The following is a 17,469-nucleotide window of genomic DNA, read 5'->3' as shown; positions in this document are numbered from 1 at the left end:
CGGGCGCCTCAGGATTGGCCGGCTTCCACCATCGCCAGGCACAGGCGCTCCATCTGCAGGGCCCATTGGGCGGTTTCCGCGTCGCTCAGGCCAATCAGCAGCCCGTAGCGCTTTGCGCCCCAGACCGCCAGGTGCATGGCCTGGATCGCTTCGCGCGAGGGCCGCGCGGGCAGGTCGTCGCAGGCATCAAACACCCGGATCCACGCCGCGAGCAGTTCTTCGTGCGCGCGCCGGTGGTGTTTCGCTTCGGCAATCCCGGCTTCCAGGGCCTGCATGCCCGCGTCAAACCACGACAGTTCCGGCGCGTTCACACCACAGACCAGGCGAACCAGCGCCTGCAACCGTGCCTGCCATGGGAGGTGAGGCGGCGCCACCGCCTGCTGCTCAATGGCTTGCAACAGCTGCTCCACGCAATGGCGTACATAGCCTGAGAGCAGCGCCGTCTTGTTGGGGAAATAGTCGTAGAGCGTGCCGACCGACACGCCGGTTTCCAGCGCCACCGCACGGGTGGTTACGCCGGCCCACCCGTGCTGGCGCCAAATCCGAACAAAGGCGTCGTAAATCGCCTGCACCGTGAACACCGCGCGGGCCTGCGTGGGGCGTTTGCGGGGTTTGGCGGCAGCGGGTTTTCCGAACCCGGAAGAAGGTGGCCGGCTATACATTGGTTGTCATGTACTGATCATGTACTGATCGCTTGATCAAATTCCAGATGATCCAAAGGAAGAACCACCATGAACAATCCGGCCACGCTGACACGGCTGCTCACGAATAAAGATGCATTGAATCACACCCGCATTGCGGTTGCACAGCCCGCAGGAGACACCCTCCCTGCGGCTGCCGGCGAGGCGCTGCTGAAAATCCGGCGCGTCGCCCTCACCACCAACAACATCACCTACGCCGCGTTCGGCGAGGCCATGCAGTACTGGGATTTTTTCCCGACCGGCGAGGCCGGGTGGGGCCATATGCCGGTCTGGGGCTTTGCCGACGTGGTGAGCTCCAGCGTGCCCGGTGTGGAAGTGGGCGAGCGCTTTTACGGCTACTTTCCCATTGCCAGCCATCTGCGCGTGCAGCCGCAGCGGGTGACGGAGCGGGGCTTTTATGACGGCGCCGCGCATCGCCAAACCCTGACATCGGCCTATAACCAGTACATGCGCTGCAGCGCCGATGCCGCCTGGCGCGAGGCCGACGAAAACTGCCAGATGCTGGTGCGGCCGCTGTTCATCACTTCATTCATGCTTGCCGATTTCCTGCAGGACAACGCTTTCTTTGGGGCGGCGCAGCTGGTGTTTTCCAGCGCGTCCAGCAAAACAGCCTATGGCACAGCCTTTTGCCTGGAGGCGTATCCAGCGATCCACCGCGTGGCGCTGACCTCGGCGCGCAACCAGCGCTTTGTCGAAGGCCTGGGCTGCTATGGCGAGGTCGCCAGCTATGAGGCATTGCCGCGGCTTGACCGCAACAGGCCCACCCTGTATGTCGATTTCTCGGGTGACGAAGACCTGCGCCGGGCGGTGCACCAGCACTTTGGCGAATCGCTGGTGTACGACTGCTATGCCGGTTCGGCGCAGAACACACAATTCCTGCGCCCGCTCGACCTGCCAGGGCCCGCACCGCAGTTTTATTTTGCACCGGTGCAAATTCGTAAACGCAATGCCGACTGGGGACATGCCGTGGTGAACCAGCGCTTCAACGAAGCGCAGCTGGCCTTCATCCGGCGCATCAGCGACGCGCAGCATCCCTGGATGCAGGTGGTGGAACACCGCGGGTTTGAAGCCGCGCAGGCCTTGATTGATGACCTGAACGGCGGCCGCCTGGATCCGCAGCAGGGTCATGTGGTGGTGCTGGACGGAGCGCCTGAGGATGGTGTACGCTGACAATCTGCACATCACTGGCGGCTGACATGAGCATTGATCACACACACGGCCCCCACGACCCTGCGCATACGCATGAAGCTCCGGAGCCGGCCTGGAAGCATGATGGCGTTCGGGTGATTCCGGGCAACCAGCTCGACAGCAATACCGCGCAAACGCCGGGCATGGACCGCCGCGCGGCGATCAACTTTGCCCGCGTGGGCGCCCAGAAACTGTGGGCCGGCACCGTGACGATTCATGCGAATGCCAAGACCGGCGCCCACCATCATGGTCATCTGGAAAGCGTGATCTACGTGATGAGGGGCAAGGCCCGCATGCGCTGGGGCGAGCATCTGGAGTTCACGGCCGAAGCCGGGCCGGGTGACTTTATTTATGTACCGCCCTATGTGCCGCACCAGGAAATCAATGCCAGCCCGACCGAAACACTGGAATGTGTGTTGTGCCGCAGCGACGGTGAGGCGGTGGCCGTGAATCTGGACATTGAACCGGTCGAGAAGCCCGTCACCGTGTTGTGGGTGGACCCTACCCATCCCCACGGTGGTGTGTAGACGCGGCGTAGCGTTCGTTTGAGGGCCGGTTGCAAGGGCGGATAAGCCGCGTAAAAGCGCAGCTTGTCCGGAACGATTGCAAACTTTACTTACGATTGTCACCTTCTCCTACATGGCGGATTGGCGGTGTTTGTTACAAATGGGACTCATCAACAGGAGTCCCTTTGTGGAGAACAACAAACAAGCAGTCGGTCAGCCAGCCAACGAGCCAGCTTTTGGCGATAAATTGCGTCATAGCAAGGCGCTCATTCCGACCATGGCGGTTATGGGCGTGACCGTGCTGGCACTGGCGGCCGCGCTAGTGGTGAGCCGTACCGAGGCGCAGCCCGGCGGTACCGAAGCCATTGCCCAGACCCAGCAGCAGCCAGCCAAAACCGATCACATGGCGACAATCGGCGCCAGGCACGCACCCGTCGTTGTGGCCAAAGCGCCCAAGGCCGAAAGTTGCGCCAATTGCGGCACGGTGGAGTCGGTCGTCGCGGTAGAACGCCAGGGCCAGGTCAACGGCGTTGCCGTTGGCGGCACCACGGTGGGCCTGGGCACCGTCGCCGGCGGTGTCGTCGGTGGCCTGCTGGGCAACCAGGTCGGCGGCGGCAATGGCAAGACCGCCATGACGGTGCTCGGCGTCGCAGGCGGCGCGTACGCCGGCAACACCATCGAGAAAAACATGAAAAAAGTCACCGTCTACCAGACGCGCGTGCGCATGCACAACGGGTCCATACGCACCCTTGAACATGGGAGCGCGATCGCTATCGGTTCGCGGGTGGTCGTCGAAGGCAACACGCTTCGGCTGGCATCGACCGCATCGGCCGCCGGCTGATTAACCTAGAAAGAACAACACTGTGAACACAACAATCAGACCCCTGCTGCTGGGCGGGCTTCTCGCCCTGTCGGTGCTGGCAGGTGGGGCCGTCCAGGCCGCTACGCCGTACGTGAGCGCCACCGTCGAAGGCGCGCTGGCGCCGGGCGTGTACGGCCGCATTGACATCGGCAATGCGCCGCCGCCTCCGTTGATCTACACCCAGCCCGTCATCATTCAGCGCTCGCCGGTGATGGTGCAGCAGCCGCTGTATTTGCACGTGCCGCCCGGGCATGCCAAAAAATGGTCCAAGCATTGCGCCAGGTACAACGCCTGCGGCCGGCCTGTGTACTTCGTCAGGGTTGATGGCGACGACGACTACGAGCGCGTCAAGTACAACAGGGAATACGGGGAACACAAGGACTACAAGGACCATAAGGAAAAGAAGGACAAGCATCATGGCAAAGGCCATGGCAAGGGCAATCACGACGACTGAGTCGCGATGTTCACGCAGCCTTCATGAAGGTGCCGGTGCCCAGTCACCGGCACCTTTTTTCATGGGCTCGGCGTTTGCGCCTGCAGCCCCGGTCAGCTGCGGTTTTGGGCCGGCATTGTGCGAAGATTGACTGCACTTCAGCAAATTTGAGGAAAAATCAATGAAAGCAATCTGGAACGGCGTAGTGATTGCGCAGAGCGATGACACCGTGGTGGTCGAGGGCAACCACTATTTCCCCGAAACCTCGCTCAACCGCGACTACGTGACGTTCAGCAATCACCACACCATGTGCGCCTGGAAAGGCCAGGCCAGCTACTACTCGCTGCTGGTCAATGGCGAAATGAATACCGACGCGGCCTGGTATTACCCCGACCCCAAGCCCGAGGCGGAAGAAATCAAAGGCCGCGTGGCGTTCTGGAAAGGCGTGAAGATCGAGCCCTGAGTGGCGCGTCGCGCGCGCAAGCTCCCGCAGCCCAGGGGGCGGGTTTACCCTCTGCCGGCAACCACGGTTTCGGCTGGTCAAGCGGCAAAGTGATATGTATACTTATTAAAAATGGCCGATGATGGCCAGGTTGAATAAGGACTCCGCATGACCCTTCCCAAGCCCGATCCTGCGCTGGTTGAAAAACTCGCTATTGCCAACCGCATCCTGTACGACCAGGGCGTCGTCGACGGTTTCGGGCACGTCAGTGTGCGCCACGACGCATCGCCCTCCCATTTCCTGCTGTCCTGCAACCGGGCGCCCGGTTTGGTGCGTCCCGAGGACATCCTGACCTATGACCTCAACGGCGACCTGGCCGTGACGTCGGACAAGCGTTCCTATCTGGAGCGCTTCATCCACAGCGAAATCTACAAGGCGCGCCCCGATGTGGTGGCGGTGGTCCACAGCCACTCGCAAAGCGTGATCCCGTTTGGCGCCACGGGCCAGCGTCTGCGGCCCATTTTTCACATGAGCGGTTTTCTGGGCAGCGGCTCGTCGCTGTTCGAGATTCGCGATGCTGGCGGCAACACCGACCTGCTGATTCGCGACAGCGGCCTCGGCAAGGCACTGGCTGAGTCGCTGGGCCGGCACAACTGCGTACTGATGCGTGGCCACGGCTCCACCACGGTGGCGCCGTCCCTGGAGTTGGCGGTGTACCGGGCCATTTATGCCGAGGTCAATGCCAAGTTGCAACTCCAGGCCGCAGCGCTCGGCCCGATCAACTTCCTGAACGAGGAGGAAGCGGCACTGGCCGCAGCCAGCACGGAAGGGCAGGTGGTCAGAGCCTGGGATTTGTGGTCACTGTCCATCGCGCCGTTCGCCTGAAGCCGCTTACAGCAGCTCGACAACATCAGATCAACAACATCAGATCAACAACATGAGTCCCAACATGAAGACACGCATGTCGCTTCGCACTTTCGTGGGTTTGCTGGGCCTGGCCGCCGCCACGCACTTTTCCGCGCCCCAGGCATGGGCAGACACTTACCCTGCCCGTGCCGTCAGGATCATTGTTCCCTACGGCACCGGCGGCGGCTCCGACGTGCTGGCGCGCCAGATCAGCGCACGGCTGCAGACCGTGTGGGGGCAAGGCATCGCGGTGGACAACCGGGCCGGCGCATCGGGCAACATCGGCACCGAGGCGGTGGTGCGGTCCCCGGCAGACGGCTACACGCTGCTGCTGCAAAACAGCACCATGGTGGTCAACCCCGCCGTTTCCGGCAAGCTCAATTACGACCCGGAAAAAGACCTCACACCCATCATGTTGCTCGGCCTCACGCCGATTGCCCTGGTCGCGCACCAGGGCACCGGCATCAAGACGCTCAAGGAACTGGTGGACTACGCCAGGGCCAACCCGGCGGCGCTGAGCTACGGCTCCTGCGGCATAGGCACGCCGCAGCATTTTGTGATGGAGCTTGTCAAGCAGAAGTCCGGCGTGAGTGCCACGCATGTGGGCTACAAGGGCTGCGCACCGGGGTTGACGGATGTGGTGGGCGGCCAGGTGCCGCTGGCCATCCTCAGTGCCAACCTGGTGGCGCCGCACATCAAGAGCGGCAAACTCCATGGCATCGGCGTGTCGACTGCGGCGCGATACCCGCTGATGCCCCAAATCCCGTCCTTCGAAGAGCAGGGCCTCAAGCCGCTGGATTTTTCCATCTGGTACGCCCTGATGGGACCGGCCAAGATGCCGCCGGAGGTGGTGGCCCGCATCTATGCGGATGTCCAGAACGTGTTGGCGGAGCCTGCCATCAGGGAGTCTCTCTCGGCCGCGGGCGTGGAGCCCTACGCGGGCAATGGGGCTGACCTGGCCAGGCTGATCAAGGCCGATCTCGCACGCTATGCGCAGCTGGCCAGGTCTGCCAATATCAAGGCCGAATAGGAAAGTCCGGGAACCCTGCTTTTTGCATCCACTATTCGTTGCGGCATCGGCTTTTCGGCAGCAGGTCTGCAGGTGGTTGCCGGCGCAATCACCTGCAGTGATGAGGGTTGTAATGATCGCTGGTAATGATCTGTAAGTAATACAGGACGAACCCCTCATTCAGGCCCGCCAGTACAGGCATTGACCGGACTACGGTTCGTGCCTCAGAATCTTCCCATGGCTCTCAAGGAGATTCCATCATGTTCAAGCATATCTTGGTGCCCGTAGACGGTTCGTCTACCGCTCGTCAGGCTACCGGGAAGGCGATCGCGATAGCCGAGGCGTTCAAGAGCGCGGTGACGGTTATCTACGTCATCGATCCCTATGCTTTCACTGGAGTGGGAAATGATTTCTCCTATGGGCAGGCCGAATACCTCAGTGCAGCCACCTCCGAGGCCAATGAAGCGATCAGTGCCGCCAAGCAGGCTTTCTTGGACCACGGCATCACTGTGACAGCATCCATCGTCGAGGGCCACGCGATTTACCGCGGCATCCTTCAAACAGCGGAATCGGTGGGTGCAGATCTCATCGTCATGAGTTCCCACGGCCGTCGTGGGCTGGAAAAATTGGTGCTGGGCAGTGTCACGGCCCAGGTGCTGTCCCATGCCCATTTGCCGGTGCTGGTGGTTCGCGACTAGTACATCAAGACTGCCGCGGTGAAAGTTCCCGGTGCCCGGCTTCATGCGGGGCTGTGTCAGCGGGCTGCCGAATGCCTCAGGCCTCCACCACCAGCGGGAACTGCGCCCGTAGCCCGTCCGGAACGGGGGTGAACGGTATGGTGAGCGCCGCTCGGGCATCGTCGTCCCGCAGGTTTCGCCATAAAAAATCACGCTGGTTCAGCGGCTCACCGGCCACATAGAGTTGCGTCGTCAGCAACTCGCGGCCGCCGAGCTTGACCTTCACATGGATATGCGGCGCGCGGCTGCCATAAGCCACCGGCCGAATGGTGCGAAAGCGGTACTCGCCCTGCGCATTGACCGTCACCCGGCCAAAGCCCTGAAACGCCTTGTCGATATGACCACCGTCGCCGGGGTGATCGTAGTGGCCGGCGTGGTCGCATTGCCAGATTTCAACCTGCGCGCCGCGCAGGGGCTTGCCGCTCAGGTCGGTGACCGAGCCTTCGAGCCAGCTTGCCTCGCCTTGCGTGTAATTCAGCGCGCCGTTGCGCAGCAGGTCGAAGTCTGCATCCTGCGGCAGGGTGAGCGGGTAAAACGGGCCTTCGGTCTGGCTGGGGGTTGCGCGCCGCGGCCGGGCCGCCTGGGCGCGGGCGCCCGTCCAGACTACAGGCGAGGCAACCAGCGCCAGCGCAACGGCGCGGCGGTTCCAGCCCAGTGGGGCCGGCCGGTCAGGAGGCTTTGGCTTTAGAAGCATGGCAGTTCTCCTATTTCGAAATCCGGAGATCGCGAACCCGCCCGAACCCATCCCGCTGACGCCGCCAGAGCTGGCGACCTGGAAAAAAGGCACGCAGGAGGCTCAGAAGGGAGGCGGGCTCTCGAATTGCATCCATTGTCCGCCCAGCGGATGGGCAAAGGCAAGCAGGCAGGCGTGCAATAACAGACGGCTGGCACCGGCCGCCATGGCGGGTGGCGCATAGAGGGCGTCGCCTACGATCGGGTGCCCGATCGCCTGCAGATGGACGCGCAGCTGATGCGAGCGGCCCGTCACAGGCTCAAGAACCAGGCGGGTGGTATTGCGCTGCGGATCGTGATGCTGGATCTGCCAGCGCGTCAGACTGGGCTTTCCGCGTTCGGTGTCGATCACCCGCAAGGGTCGCCGGGCCCAGTCCACGATGATGGGTAAATCGATGCGGCCCCAGCCGTCGGGCGAATCAGCGGGCGCTGTGACCAGGCCGTCGACCTCCGCCACATAGCGTTTGTGCACGGCGCGTTCTGCAAAGGCCTGGCTGAGGGCGCGCTGTGCATCGCGGCTGCGCGCCATGACCACCAGGCCGGAGGTGCCCATGTCCAGCCGGTGCACCACCAAGGCCTCGGGATGCTGCAGCTGCACGCGCGTGCTCAGGCAGTCCTGCTTGTCCTCGCCGCGCCCCGGCACCGCGAGCAGGCCGCTGGGTTTGCGGAGCACCAGAAAAAGATCGTCGGTGTGGACGATTTCCAGTGGTGCAGACAGGGGGTTGGTGTTCGGCATCAACAGGGGGAGGTGGCAGGGGCTGGCCGGGATGTCGCGGTGCGGCGGACTGAGGAATGCCGGCTCTCCCGCGTTTGGCGTTTGGGTGCAGTGTGTGTCAGGTCCGCGGGGGCGGAAAGTTGTGCACGGGTGGGCTGGCACGCCGGTTTTCGCGCAGCATGAAGAGGTAAAGACTTTCGACCTTTTCGCGCGCCCAGGGTGTCTTGCGCAAAAACTTCAGGCTCGATGCCACGCTGGGCTCGCTGGTGAAACAGCGGATATTGATGCGTTGCCCGAGGTTTTCCCAGCCATAGTGATCGGCCAGCGCAGTAACGATGGCTTCCAGTGTGACGCCATGCAGCGGGTTGCCCGGCTGCGGTGGAACGGCCGGAGGCGCAGCGGAGGAGGGCGCAGCCATGGCTGGCCTACTTTTTCAGCTTGCCCCGCAGCGGTACCTGGGTCACGATGGTCGGGCGAACCGCATCGGGTGACACCGGTTTGGGTGGTGACGAGTCCTTCTTGGGCTTCTTGACCATCTTGTTGCTGTTTTGTTGACCTTTTGCCATGGCATTCTCCGGTTAGATTGAGTCCTGATTATCAATGCAACTTTATGCGTGGCCGGTGCGTCCGGTCAATCATTTCAGACAGTGTGATCAGCATGGTTTTCTTCAGGCCCCCGAGTGCCAGCTGGTGCTGTTTGTGCAGCGCCCAGTACATCAGTTTGGCCAGCTGGCCTTCGACGAAAAAGCTGCCGTGGGAGAGGCTTCCCATCAGGCTGCCCACCGACGAATATTCGGCCAGCGACACCAGCGAGCCCTGGTCCTTGAAGACAAAAGGCGCCACTGTCTTGCCCGCGCCCAGCAGCGGCAGCGCCCGGGTCAGGTACATGGCCTGCTGGTAGGCGGCCTGTGCGCGCGGCGGCACCCAGGTGCCATCGGGCTGCTGGCAGGCGGCGCAATCGCCAAAGGCATAAATGCTCGGGTCGCGCGTGGTCTGCAGATTGCCGTTGACCATCAGCTGGTTGAGCCTGCTGGTTTCCAGCGGATCCGTGCCGTCGGGCCCCGCGCCAATGGTCTTTAAAAAATCGGCGGCCTTCACGCCGGCCGCCCACACGGTGATGCTGGACGGCACCACCTTGCCGCTGGCCATCTTCAGGCCGTCCGCGGTGACCTCAACCACTTTCTCATTGGTGTGCACTTCAATCGCCAGCTTGCGCAGCTCGCGCAGGGCCGATTCGCTCAGGCGTTCCGGCAACTGCGCCAGCAGGCGCGGTGCCGCCTCCACCAGCACAATCTGCAAATCCTTTTCGGGATGAATATGGTCAAAGCCGTAGTTGGCCAGCACGCGCGCTGCGGCGTGCAGCTCGGCCGCCAGCTCCACGCCGGTGGCGCCGCCGCCCACAATCGCCACCGTCAGGCGCCCGCTGCCGGCCGTGCGCGGCACGGTTTGCGCGCGGATGAAGGCGTTGATCAGGCGGTCATTGAAGTGCTGGGCCGCTTTCGGGCTGTCCAGCTTGATGGTGTGCTCGGCAGCRCCGAGTGTGCCGAAGTCGTTGGTCTGGCTGCCTACGGCAATCACCAGCGTGTCGTAGCCCAGTTGCTGGGCTGGCGTGATCTCGCGGCCCGATGCGTCATGGCTGGCGGCCAGCTGCAGGGTTTTGTTGTGGCGGTCAATCCCGACCAGGCTGCCGAGCCGGAACTTGAAGTGGTTCCAGCGGGCCTGCGCCAGGTATTCGATTTCTTCGGCATGCGTGTCAAAGCTGCCTGCAGCCAGCTGGTGCAGCAGCGGCTTCCAGACATGGGTGCGCGCCGCATCCACCAGGGTGATCTCGGCCAGCCCTTTTTTGCCCAGGCGCTTGCCCAGTTGGGTAGCCAGGGCCAGCCCTCCCGCGCCCCCGCCGACGATGACGATGCGTTGCATAAAATTTCCTCCTCGGCTCAGGGTCCATTGACCTTGTTATGGTGCCATTATTAACTGGCGGGCCTCCGCCCGCGCTCAGTCCACGGTCTGCCGGTAGCGCTTCAGGGCCACGAGCCCGGCCACCAGCATGAAAAGCGCGATGGGCCACAACTGCGCCGATACTTCCACGATGCCGTTTCCCTTGAGCATGATGCCGCGCACGATGCGCAGGAAGTGCGTGAGCGGCAGGAGCTCGCCGATGGCCTGCGCCCAGGCCGGCATGCCGCGAAACGGAAACATGAAGCCGGTCAGCAGCATGGACGGCAGGAAAAAGAAAAACGTGAGCTGCATGGCCTGCAGCTGGTTGCGTGCGATGGTGGAAAACGTGAATCCCACGGCCAGGTTGGCCGCGATGAACAGCACCAGCACAACCGAGAGCAGCGCCAGGCTGCCGACCATGGGCACGTCGAACAGCAGCCGCGCGGCCACCAGGATCACCGTCACCTGCACGTAGCCGATCAGGATGTAGGGCACGATCTTGCCGAGCATGACCTCCAGCGGACGTGCGGGCGTCGCCAGCAGGTTTTCCATCGTGCCGCGCTCGCGCTCGCGCGTCATCGCCAGCGAGGTCATCATCACCATGGTCATGGTCAGGATCACGCCGATCAGGCCCGGCACCACGTTGTAACTGGTCAGGCCTTCCGGGTTGTAGCGGCGCTGCACGCGTACCTCGAATGGCGCCTCGGCCGGACGCAGCGAAGCCAGCGGACCGTACAGCTCGCGGCCAATGGCCCGCTGGCCGATGCCGTTGAGCGCGGCGAGGGCGTTGCCCGTGGCGGAGGGGTCGGTCGCATCGGCGGCGAGCAGCATGGCCGGGCGTTCGCCGCGCATCAGCTTGCGCGAAAAATCCGGCGGCACCACCAGCACAAACTGCACCTCGCCGGTGGCCAGCAGCGCGTCGCCTTCGGCCTCGCTTTGCAGCCGGTGCGTGATGCGGAAGTATTCCGAGTTCTCCAGGCCCGCCACAAAGCTGCGCGAGAACTCGCTCTGGTCGGCTACCACTATGGCAGCGGGCAAATGTTTGGGGTCGCTGTTGATGGCGAAGCCGAACAGCAGCAACTGGATGATGGGCACGCCCACCATCATGCCGAAGGTCAGGCGGTCGCGGCGAACCTGGCGAAATTCCTTGATCAGGATGGCGAGAAAGCGGGACCAGCTCATGCCACTGCTCCTGTTTTTTCGCCGGTCTTTTCTTCTGAAAAATTGTCTTTTGCGTCCTGCATGAGCGCGATGAACACGTCTTCCAGGCTGGGCTCGATAGCCTCGGCCGCCAACCCTTCAAAGGGCAGCGCGGCCAGCGCATCTTCGATAGCCTGGGTGCTGGAGGCGCTCACGTGCAGCGTGGAGCCGAAGGGCGCTACCGTGCGAATGTCCTTGGCTTCGCGCAGGCGATGTGCCACATCAATCAGGTTGGCGCCCGAGACGGCCCAGGTCACGAGCCCGGCGCCGGCAATCACCTCGGCAACGGTGCCGCGCGTGAGCAGCTTGCCATAGGCGATGTAGGTCAGCTCGTGGCAGCGCTCGGCTTCATCCATGTAGTGGGTGGAGACCAGCACGGTCAGCCCGGCGGCGGTCAGGTCGTGGATCTGGTCCCAGAAGTCGCGGCGTGCGGCCGGGTCCACACCCGCGGTGGGCTCGTCCAGCAGCAGCAGCCTGGGGTCGTGGATCAGGCAGGCCGCCAGCGCCAGCCGCTGCTTCCAGCCGCCTGACAGCGCGCCGGCCAACTGGTCGCTGCGCGTGGACAGGCCCAGGCGCTCCAGCGTTTCGCGCACCCTGCGGGGGCGGTCCTGCACGGCGTAGACGCGCGCAATGAAGTCAAGATTTTCCGCGATCGTCAGGTCTTCGTACAGGCCGAAGCGCTGCGTCATGTAGCCCACCTCGCGCTTGATCAGCGCGGCCTGGGTACGGATGTTGTAGCCCATGCAGGTGCCTTCGCCCGCGTCGGGCGTGAGCAGGCCGCACAGCATGCGGATGGTGGTGGTCTTGCCGCTGCCGTTGGGGCCGAGGAAGCCGTAGATGCGGCCTTTGGGAACGCGCATGTCGAAGTTGTCGACCACCACCCGGTTGCCGTAGCGTTTCGTCAAGCCGCGCACGTCAATCAGCGGGGGTGGATCGACCTCGGCGTTCATGGTGTACGCCCTACGGCTTTACCCACCAGACGTACCTCCAGCGGCTGGCCCGGGTGCAGGCGTTGCGCGTCGGAAAGGCCCGGTTGCGCCTCGACCATGAAGACGAGCTTGGTGCGGTTTTCCTTGCTGTAGATGAGGGGTGAGGTGTACTCGGCTTCCCGCGCGATGAAGGTGATTTTTGCCGCCATCGCGGCGCCGCAGCCGTCGCACTGCAGCTGCACTGCCTGACCGATGGCGATGGCGCCGAGCTGGTTTTGCGGCAGGAAAAAGCGCGCCTTGATATTGGCCGGCGGCAGCAGGGTCAGCACGGCCGCGCCAGCGGGCACCCATTCCCCTTCGCGGTACAGCACGTCCACCACCTCGCCCGCCACCGGGGTGCGCTGGGTTTTCTGGTCGACCCGCCAGCCCGCCTGCTCCAGTTGCGCCTGCGCGGCCTTGATTTCCTGTTCGGCAGCGCTGATCTCGGGGCTGCGCGCACCCTGCATGGCCTGGCGCAGTTGCGCATTCAGTTCATTGACGCGGCCCTGGTCGCGTGCCACGGCGGCGCGGGCCTGGTCCAGGCTGGCTGGCGAGAGGAACTGCTGCGCCACCAGGCGGTTGCTGCGCGCCAGTTCGGCGGACGACAGGGCCAGCGCGGCCTCGCCTTGCGCCAGTTGCGCGCGGATGGCCGCCAGTTCATCGGGGCGCTTGCCCTGGCGCAGGTTGGCCAGGTTGTCCTGCGCGCGCGCCACCCGGAAAGCCGCCTCCTCGCGCGCGGCCCGTTCACTTTCCTGCTCCAGCACGAAGGCGGCCGCCGATGCGGGCGCCGCATCGCCGCGTTTGAGGTGCAGCCGGGCCAGGGTGCCGCTGATGGGCGCCGCCAGCCGGACATATTCGGCCTCGGCATAGCCGGGGAAGGTGTCCGTCTGCCGGCTGTCGCATGCCGCCAGCAGACTGGCGGCCAGCAAGGCGCAGGTGCAGTACCGCAGTGTCTTCATCGTGTGCCCCTCATGTCTCTTGTGTCCCCGGAAGTCGGCGTCAGCCCGCGCAGGGCAAACTCGATACGTTGGGCCAATGCCTCCTCCGAGAGCACCATCTGGGCCACGGCCTGCGCGCCCGGGTTTTGCCGCAGGGCCGTGGCAGCCAGCACAGGGGCCGCGACGGCGCCAGCCATGAAGGCGATGACCTGGGGCACCGGGGCCTTGACCATGCTGCCTTCCCACTGGGCCTCCTGCACCAGCGAGGCAATCACTTCGACATGGCGCGGCAGGTTGGCCTTGAGGAAGTCGGCGGCCAGCGGCTCGCCATTCATGGCGTCGCCCATGATGCGCACCAGCAGGCGACCATTTTTGATGCCGAAACTGCCCAGCACGCCCAGCGCGTCGCGCAGGTTTTGCATGGGCGGGTGCGCGGGATTGACGCGCAGCGTCAGCGCCGAAAACATTTCTTCGTAGGTGCGCTCCAGCACCGCCTTGATGAAGTTCTCTTTGGTCTTGAAGTGGTAGTGGAACATCCCGAGGTTGACGCCTGCATGCTGCGTCAGCCGCCGCACCGACAGGCCGGCGCAGCCGGTGACGGGCAACAGCTCCAGGCCGGCGTCAAGCAGCAACTGGTCGATGTACTGGGAGGGGCGCACCATGCAATTATTATACGTTCGTATAGTAATTGGTCAACCCGAATTGGCGACAATCGCCGGGCCCTATGTCCCTACACAGCCTCCCCGTTTACACCGCCTCCGATCTCTTTGGCCAGCGAGCCTTCATGCGCATGTGGTTTGCGCGGCTGTTTGCCACCACGGGCAACCAGATGCTGATGGTGGCGGTGGGCTGGCAAATGTATGAGCTGACCGGCAGCGCCTGGGATTTGGGTCTGGTCGGCCTGTACCAGTTTGTGCCGGCGCTGCTGCTCACGCTGGTCGCCGGCCATGTGGCCGACCGCGTGCACCGCGGCCGCATCATTGCCGCCTGCCTGGTCGCCCAGGCCGCTGTGGCGCTGTTGCTGGTTGCTGCCACACAGGGCTGGGCGCACCCGGGCACGTCGTCGAGCTGGGTGTCGCGTGAATTGCTGCTGGGGGTGTCGGTGGTGCTGGGGGTGGCCAGGGCCTTCCAGATGCCGGCGCAGCAGGCCCTCACCCCCATGCTGGTGCCGCCTGCCATGCTGCCGCGCGCCATGGCCTTCAGTTCGGCCGGCATGCAGGCCGCCGTGATGGGCGGGCCGGCGCTGGGGGGCGTGATCTTCGTGGCGGGCGCCACGGCGGTGTATGCCGCCTGCGCTGTCCTTTTCGCCACGGGCTGCGTGCTGATCGCGGTCCTTCGCTACGACCATGTCCCGCCGCCGCGCGAGCCTGTCTCGCTGCGCACGCTGCTGGCCGGTGCGGAGTTTGTGCGGCAACGCAAGGCCTTGCTCGGCGCGGTGTCGCTGGACCTGTTTGCCGTGCTGCTGGGCGGCGCTGTGGCGCTGCTGCCCATGTTTGCCAAAGACATTCTGCATGTGGGGCCCTGGGGCCTGGGCTTGCTGCGTGCCGCACCGGCGGTGGGCGCCTTGCTGACTTCGGTGGTGCTCACGCGCTGGCCGCTGGTGCGGCGCGTCGGGCATACGATGCTCGCGGCGGTGGCGCTTTACGGGGTGTGCATGGTGGTGTTCGGCCTGTCCACCAGCTTTGCACTGTCGCTGGGAGTGCTGGCTCTTTCGGGCGGCGCGGACATGGTGAGTGTGGTGGTGCGCCAGACGCTGATGCAGATCGAAACACCCAATGCCATGCGCGGCCGGGTCGGTGCGATCAACTCGGTGTTTATTGGCGCGTCCAACCAGCTCGGCGAGTTTGAGTCAGGCGCGACGGCCGCGCTGCTCGGCCCCGTGGGCTCGGTGGTGGCCGGCGGCATCGGGACCTTGCTGGTGGCCGCGTTGTGGCTGAAGTGGTTTCCCGCGCTGGCTCACCGCGACCGGATGACTTCCTGAGGGCGTAGTGCCCGTAGTGCCCGATATTCGGCCTCCACCGGAGGCGTCTTCAGCGCCCCTGGTTGGCGCGCATGCGGTTCACTTCGATCGGCGTGATTTCGCTGGCCTGGTTGCCCCATGAGCCGCGGATATAGGTGAGGACCGCCGCGATTTCACTGTCGCCCAGAACCAGCACAAACGGCGGCATGCCGTAAGGGCGCGGATTGCCGGCGGTGGCGGGTGCGTACCCGCCATTGAGCACGATCTGCACCAGGTTGACGCCAGAGGGCATGGTCACTGCGCGGTTGCCCGCCAGCGCCGGGTAGGCATGGGGCACGCCCTGGCCCTTGGCGCCGTGGCACTGGGCGCAATGCAGCTCGTACAGTTTGGCGCCCCGCGTTCCAGGAATGGCTGGAGTGCGGGAAGCAGGCGCTGTTCCGTTCGCCGACGGGGCTGCCGCAAGATCCTTGAGAAACAGCGCCATGGCGCCCAGGTCGTCGTCGTTCAGGTACTGCGTGCTGCGCAGCACAACTTCGGCCATCGGCCCGGTGGCCGAGGCGCGCGGCGAGACGCCGTTTTTGAGCAGACTCACGATGTGCTCGCGGTCCCATTCGCCCACCCCGGCCTCAGCGGATGACGTGAGCGAGGGGGCGTACCAGTTCTGCATTGGGATCAGGCCGCCCGCGAGGTCAACGCCTTCGTCGCTGGCCCCCATCACGTTGCGTGCGGTGTGGCAGGCACTGCAGTGGCCCAGGCCTTTCACCAGATAGGCGCCGCGGTTCCATCCGGCGCTGCGGCGGGTGTCGGGCTCGTAGACGCCGGGCTTGAAGTACAGTGCCCGCCATACCGCCAGTGCCGCTTGCGACTGGTAGGGAAAACGCAGCTCGTGAGGGCGGTTGGCCTGTGCCACGGGGGGCAGGCTGTTCAGGTAGGCAAAGATCGCGTCCGAATCCTCGCGCGTGACCTGCGTGTAGCTGGGGTAGGGAAATGCCGGGTACAGCAGGCGGCCGTTTTTGGAACGCCCGTTGTGCATGGCGCGCCAGAAGTGCGCGGACGACCAGGTGCCAATACCGGTCTTGTCGTCGGGCGTGAGGTTGGAGGTGAACACGGTGCCAAAAGGTGTGGCGATGCCGAGCCCGCCCGCATAGTTCTGGCCGCCGCGCGCCGTGTGGCAGGTCATGCAGTTGCCGGCACGCGCCAGGTAGGCGCCACGGGCGATCAGGCTGTCGCTGGCTCCGGCAGTCGCCATGGGCGCCTTCACGTCCACCTCGTCACGCACATTCAGGGTCCAGACCAGCGCGGCAAGACCGGCGACCAGCAGGCTAACTGCGAGCACGGGCTTGATTATTTTTTTCATTTCACGGCCTTCGGTGGCGCTGCATTGACGGACAGCGCTTCAGGCGCGCTTCCGCAGTCGATGGCCCTGGCACCCGGCGCCAGTGCGGGCAGGGCGCTTGCCGGTTTGCTGCTGGCGGGCAGCGGCTGCGCGGCCAGCCAGCTCGAGGCCGCGTTGATGTCTTCCAGGGACAGGCGTGCCACCACGTCCTTCATGCAGTCAGGCGCGTGGGCACGGCGCTGGCCAGCTTTCCAGGCGCCCAGTTGGGCATTGAGGTAGTCGCGCGGCAGGCCGAGCAGGCCCGGAACGTTGGGCGCCACGCCGGTCATGGCCTGGCCGTGGCACTGCACGCAGGCCGGCACTTGCCGCGCTGCGTCGCCCTGCATCACCAGGCGCTCGCCGTGGCGCAAGACCTCGACGGAGGCCTTGGTGGGCAGCGGCGCGGGGTAGGGCACGTCGAGCGTTGAAAAGTACCGCGCGATTTCCATCAGGTAGGCGTCGCTCAGCGGGTCCAGCAGTTGCGTCATCAGGCCGTAGTGGCGCCGCCCGTCGCGGAAATTGAGCAGCTGGTTGTACAGGTAGCCGGCGGGTTTCCCGGCCAGGCGCGGGTAGTAGCCGTCGGGTGCGGCACGGCCTTGCGGGCCATGGCAGGCGGTGCAGGCCAGGGTGCGCTGGGCGATGGTGTCTTCAAACGGCGCGGCGGCCAGGGCGGGGCCGGCGGCGATCCAGACCATGCACGCCATGAAGCCGTGCGCCACCCATGTGCGCGCGAGAGAGAGCGTTTTTGCCATGGCGCAATCATGCCTGACATGGGGCTGCAACGTAAGCATCAGATGCGGTGGAAAAAACCATATCAGATGAAAAATCTGTGAAAATTTGGGTATCAGATGGACTAGAT

The 17,469-nt window shown here is 64.5% G+C and carries 21 protein-coding genes; 9 read left to right on the top strand and 12 right to left on the bottom strand.

The window, feature by feature from the left end; all coding sequences use genetic code 11:
• Nucleotides 1-8: 8 nt before the first annotated feature.
• A complete protein-coding gene (locus AC1DUB_RS00605) occupies nt 9-662 on the bottom strand; it encodes a TetR/AcrR family transcriptional regulator (protein ID WP_477727851.1) in 654 nt (217 codons plus the stop codon).
• 69 nt (nt 663-731) lie between these two features.
• On the opposite strand from AC1DUB_RS00605, the gene AC1DUB_RS00600 reads away from it, so the two are divergent.
• The 8 genes from AC1DUB_RS00600 to AC1DUB_RS00565 all read left to right on the top strand — a co-directional run bounded on the left by AC1DUB_RS00600 (nt 732) and on the right by AC1DUB_RS00565 (nt 6,745).
• Nucleotides 732-1,871, top strand: a complete 1,140-nt coding sequence (locus AC1DUB_RS00600) for a DUF2855 family protein (RefSeq protein WP_477727850.1) — start codon at nt 732-734, stop codon at nt 1,869-1,871.
• A gap of 26 nt (nt 1,872-1,897) precedes the next feature.
• A complete protein-coding gene (locus tag AC1DUB_RS00595; protein WP_477727849.1) occupies nt 1,898-2,416 on the top strand; it encodes a cupin domain-containing protein in 519 nt (172 codons plus the stop codon).
• 166 nt (nt 2,417-2,582) lie between these two features.
• On the top strand, nt 2,583-3,236 hold the full coding sequence (locus AC1DUB_RS00590) for a glycine zipper 2TM domain-containing protein (RefSeq protein ID WP_477727848.1): 654 nt from the start codon (nt 2,583-2,585) through the stop codon (nt 3,234-3,236).
• 22 nt (nt 3,237-3,258) lie between these two features.
• Complete coding sequence (locus tag AC1DUB_RS00585; RefSeq protein ID WP_477719652.1) at nt 3,259-3,711, top strand: hypothetical protein; 453 nt, start codon at nt 3,259-3,261, stop codon at nt 3,709-3,711.
• 160 nt (nt 3,712-3,871) lie between these two features.
• Nucleotides 3,872-4,153, top strand: coding sequence for a DUF427 domain-containing protein (locus tag AC1DUB_RS00580; RefSeq protein ID WP_477719651.1), 282 nt, complete (start codon nt 3,872-3,874; stop codon nt 4,151-4,153).
• A 147-nt stretch (nt 4,154-4,300) separates the two neighbouring features.
• Entirely contained in the window at nt 4,301-5,017 is a 717-nt protein-coding gene (locus AC1DUB_RS00575; RefSeq protein WP_477727847.1) for a class II aldolase/adducin family protein, read from the top strand.
• 76 nt (nt 5,018-5,093) lie between these two features.
• The gene (locus AC1DUB_RS00570; protein ID WP_477727846.1) at nt 5,094-6,068 is read left to right on the top strand and encodes a Bug family tripartite tricarboxylate transporter substrate binding protein; all 975 of its coding nucleotides are present in this window, start codon (nt 5,094-5,096) and stop codon (nt 6,066-6,068) included.
• Between the two features lie 239 nt (nt 6,069-6,307).
• On the top strand, nt 6,308-6,745 hold the full coding sequence (locus tag AC1DUB_RS00565) for a universal stress protein (protein WP_477727845.1): 438 nt from the start codon (nt 6,308-6,310) through the stop codon (nt 6,743-6,745).
• 76 nt (nt 6,746-6,821) lie between these two features.
• Here AC1DUB_RS00565 and AC1DUB_RS00560 read toward each other — a convergent pair whose 3' ends face one another.
• The 9 genes from AC1DUB_RS00560 to AC1DUB_RS00520 form a co-directional block, all read right to left on the bottom strand.
• Nucleotides 6,822-7,478, bottom strand: coding sequence for a dioxygenase family protein (locus AC1DUB_RS00560; RefSeq protein WP_477727844.1), 657 nt, complete (start codon nt 7,476-7,478; stop codon nt 6,822-6,824).
• Nucleotides 7,479-7,580: 102 nt separating this feature from the next.
• Complete coding sequence (locus AC1DUB_RS00555) at nt 7,581-8,252, bottom strand: RluA family pseudouridine synthase (RefSeq protein ID WP_477727843.1); 672 nt, start codon at nt 8,250-8,252, stop codon at nt 7,581-7,583.
• 97 nt (nt 8,253-8,349) lie between these two features.
• Entirely contained in the window at nt 8,350-8,649 is a 300-nt protein-coding gene (locus tag AC1DUB_RS00550) for a VF530 family protein (RefSeq protein ID WP_477719645.1), read from the bottom strand.
• Between the two features lie 7 nt (nt 8,650-8,656).
• Complete coding sequence (locus AC1DUB_RS00545) at nt 8,657-8,797, bottom strand: hypothetical protein (RefSeq protein ID WP_198140941.1); 141 nt, start codon at nt 8,795-8,797, stop codon at nt 8,657-8,659.
• 31 nt (nt 8,798-8,828) lie between these two features.
• On the bottom strand, nt 8,829-10,151 hold the full coding sequence (locus AC1DUB_RS00540) for an NAD(P)/FAD-dependent oxidoreductase (RefSeq protein ID WP_477727842.1): 1,323 nt from the start codon (nt 10,149-10,151) through the stop codon (nt 8,829-8,831).
• 75 nt (nt 10,152-10,226) lie between these two features.
• The gene (locus AC1DUB_RS00535) at nt 10,227-11,351 is read right to left on the bottom strand and encodes an ABC transporter permease (protein WP_477727841.1); all 1,125 of its coding nucleotides are present in this window, start codon (nt 11,349-11,351) and stop codon (nt 10,227-10,229) included.
• Nucleotides 11,348-12,319, bottom strand: a complete 972-nt coding sequence (locus tag AC1DUB_RS00530) for an ABC transporter ATP-binding protein (protein ID WP_477727840.1) — start codon at nt 12,317-12,319, stop codon at nt 11,348-11,350. The genes AC1DUB_RS00535 and AC1DUB_RS00530 overlap by 4 nt, the downstream gene beginning before the upstream one ends.
• Complete coding sequence (locus tag AC1DUB_RS00525) at nt 12,316-13,296, bottom strand: HlyD family secretion protein (RefSeq protein WP_477727839.1); 981 nt, start codon at nt 13,294-13,296, stop codon at nt 12,316-12,318. Before AC1DUB_RS00525 ends, AC1DUB_RS00530 begins: the two co-directional genes overlap by 4 nt.
• Nucleotides 13,293-13,937, bottom strand: a complete 645-nt coding sequence (locus AC1DUB_RS00520; RefSeq protein WP_477727838.1) for a TetR/AcrR family transcriptional regulator — start codon at nt 13,935-13,937, stop codon at nt 13,293-13,295. Before AC1DUB_RS00520 ends, AC1DUB_RS00525 begins: the two co-directional genes overlap by 4 nt.
• A 62-nt stretch (nt 13,938-13,999) precedes the next feature.
• Here AC1DUB_RS00520 and AC1DUB_RS00515 point away from each other — a divergent pair, with 62 nt between their 5' ends.
• Nucleotides 14,000-15,256 carry an MFS transporter gene (locus AC1DUB_RS00515; RefSeq protein WP_477727837.1) on the top strand — a complete coding sequence of 419 codons (1,257 nt, stop codon included), beginning with the start codon at nt 14,000-14,002 and terminating at the stop codon, nt 15,254-15,256.
• 49 nt (nt 15,257-15,305) lie between these two features.
• On the opposite strand, the gene AC1DUB_RS00510 is transcribed toward AC1DUB_RS00515, so the two are convergent.
• Both AC1DUB_RS00510 and AC1DUB_RS00505 read right to left on the bottom strand, forming a co-directional pair.
• The gene (locus tag AC1DUB_RS00510; protein WP_477727836.1) at nt 15,306-16,592 is read right to left on the bottom strand and encodes a c-type cytochrome; all 1,287 of its coding nucleotides are present in this window, start codon (nt 16,590-16,592) and stop codon (nt 15,306-15,308) included.
• The gene (locus AC1DUB_RS00505; RefSeq protein ID WP_477727835.1) at nt 16,589-17,362 is read right to left on the bottom strand and encodes a c-type cytochrome; all 774 of its coding nucleotides are present in this window, start codon (nt 17,360-17,362) and stop codon (nt 16,589-16,591) included. The genes AC1DUB_RS00510 and AC1DUB_RS00505 overlap by 4 nt, the downstream gene beginning before the upstream one ends.
• Nucleotides 17,363-17,469 lie beyond the last annotated feature (107 nt).

The sequence above is a fragment of the Polaromonas sp. P4_F9 genome (assembly GCF_056401235.1).
Note: the sequence above shows the minus strand (reverse complement) of the source record. Positions and strands in the feature narration are given on the sequence as shown.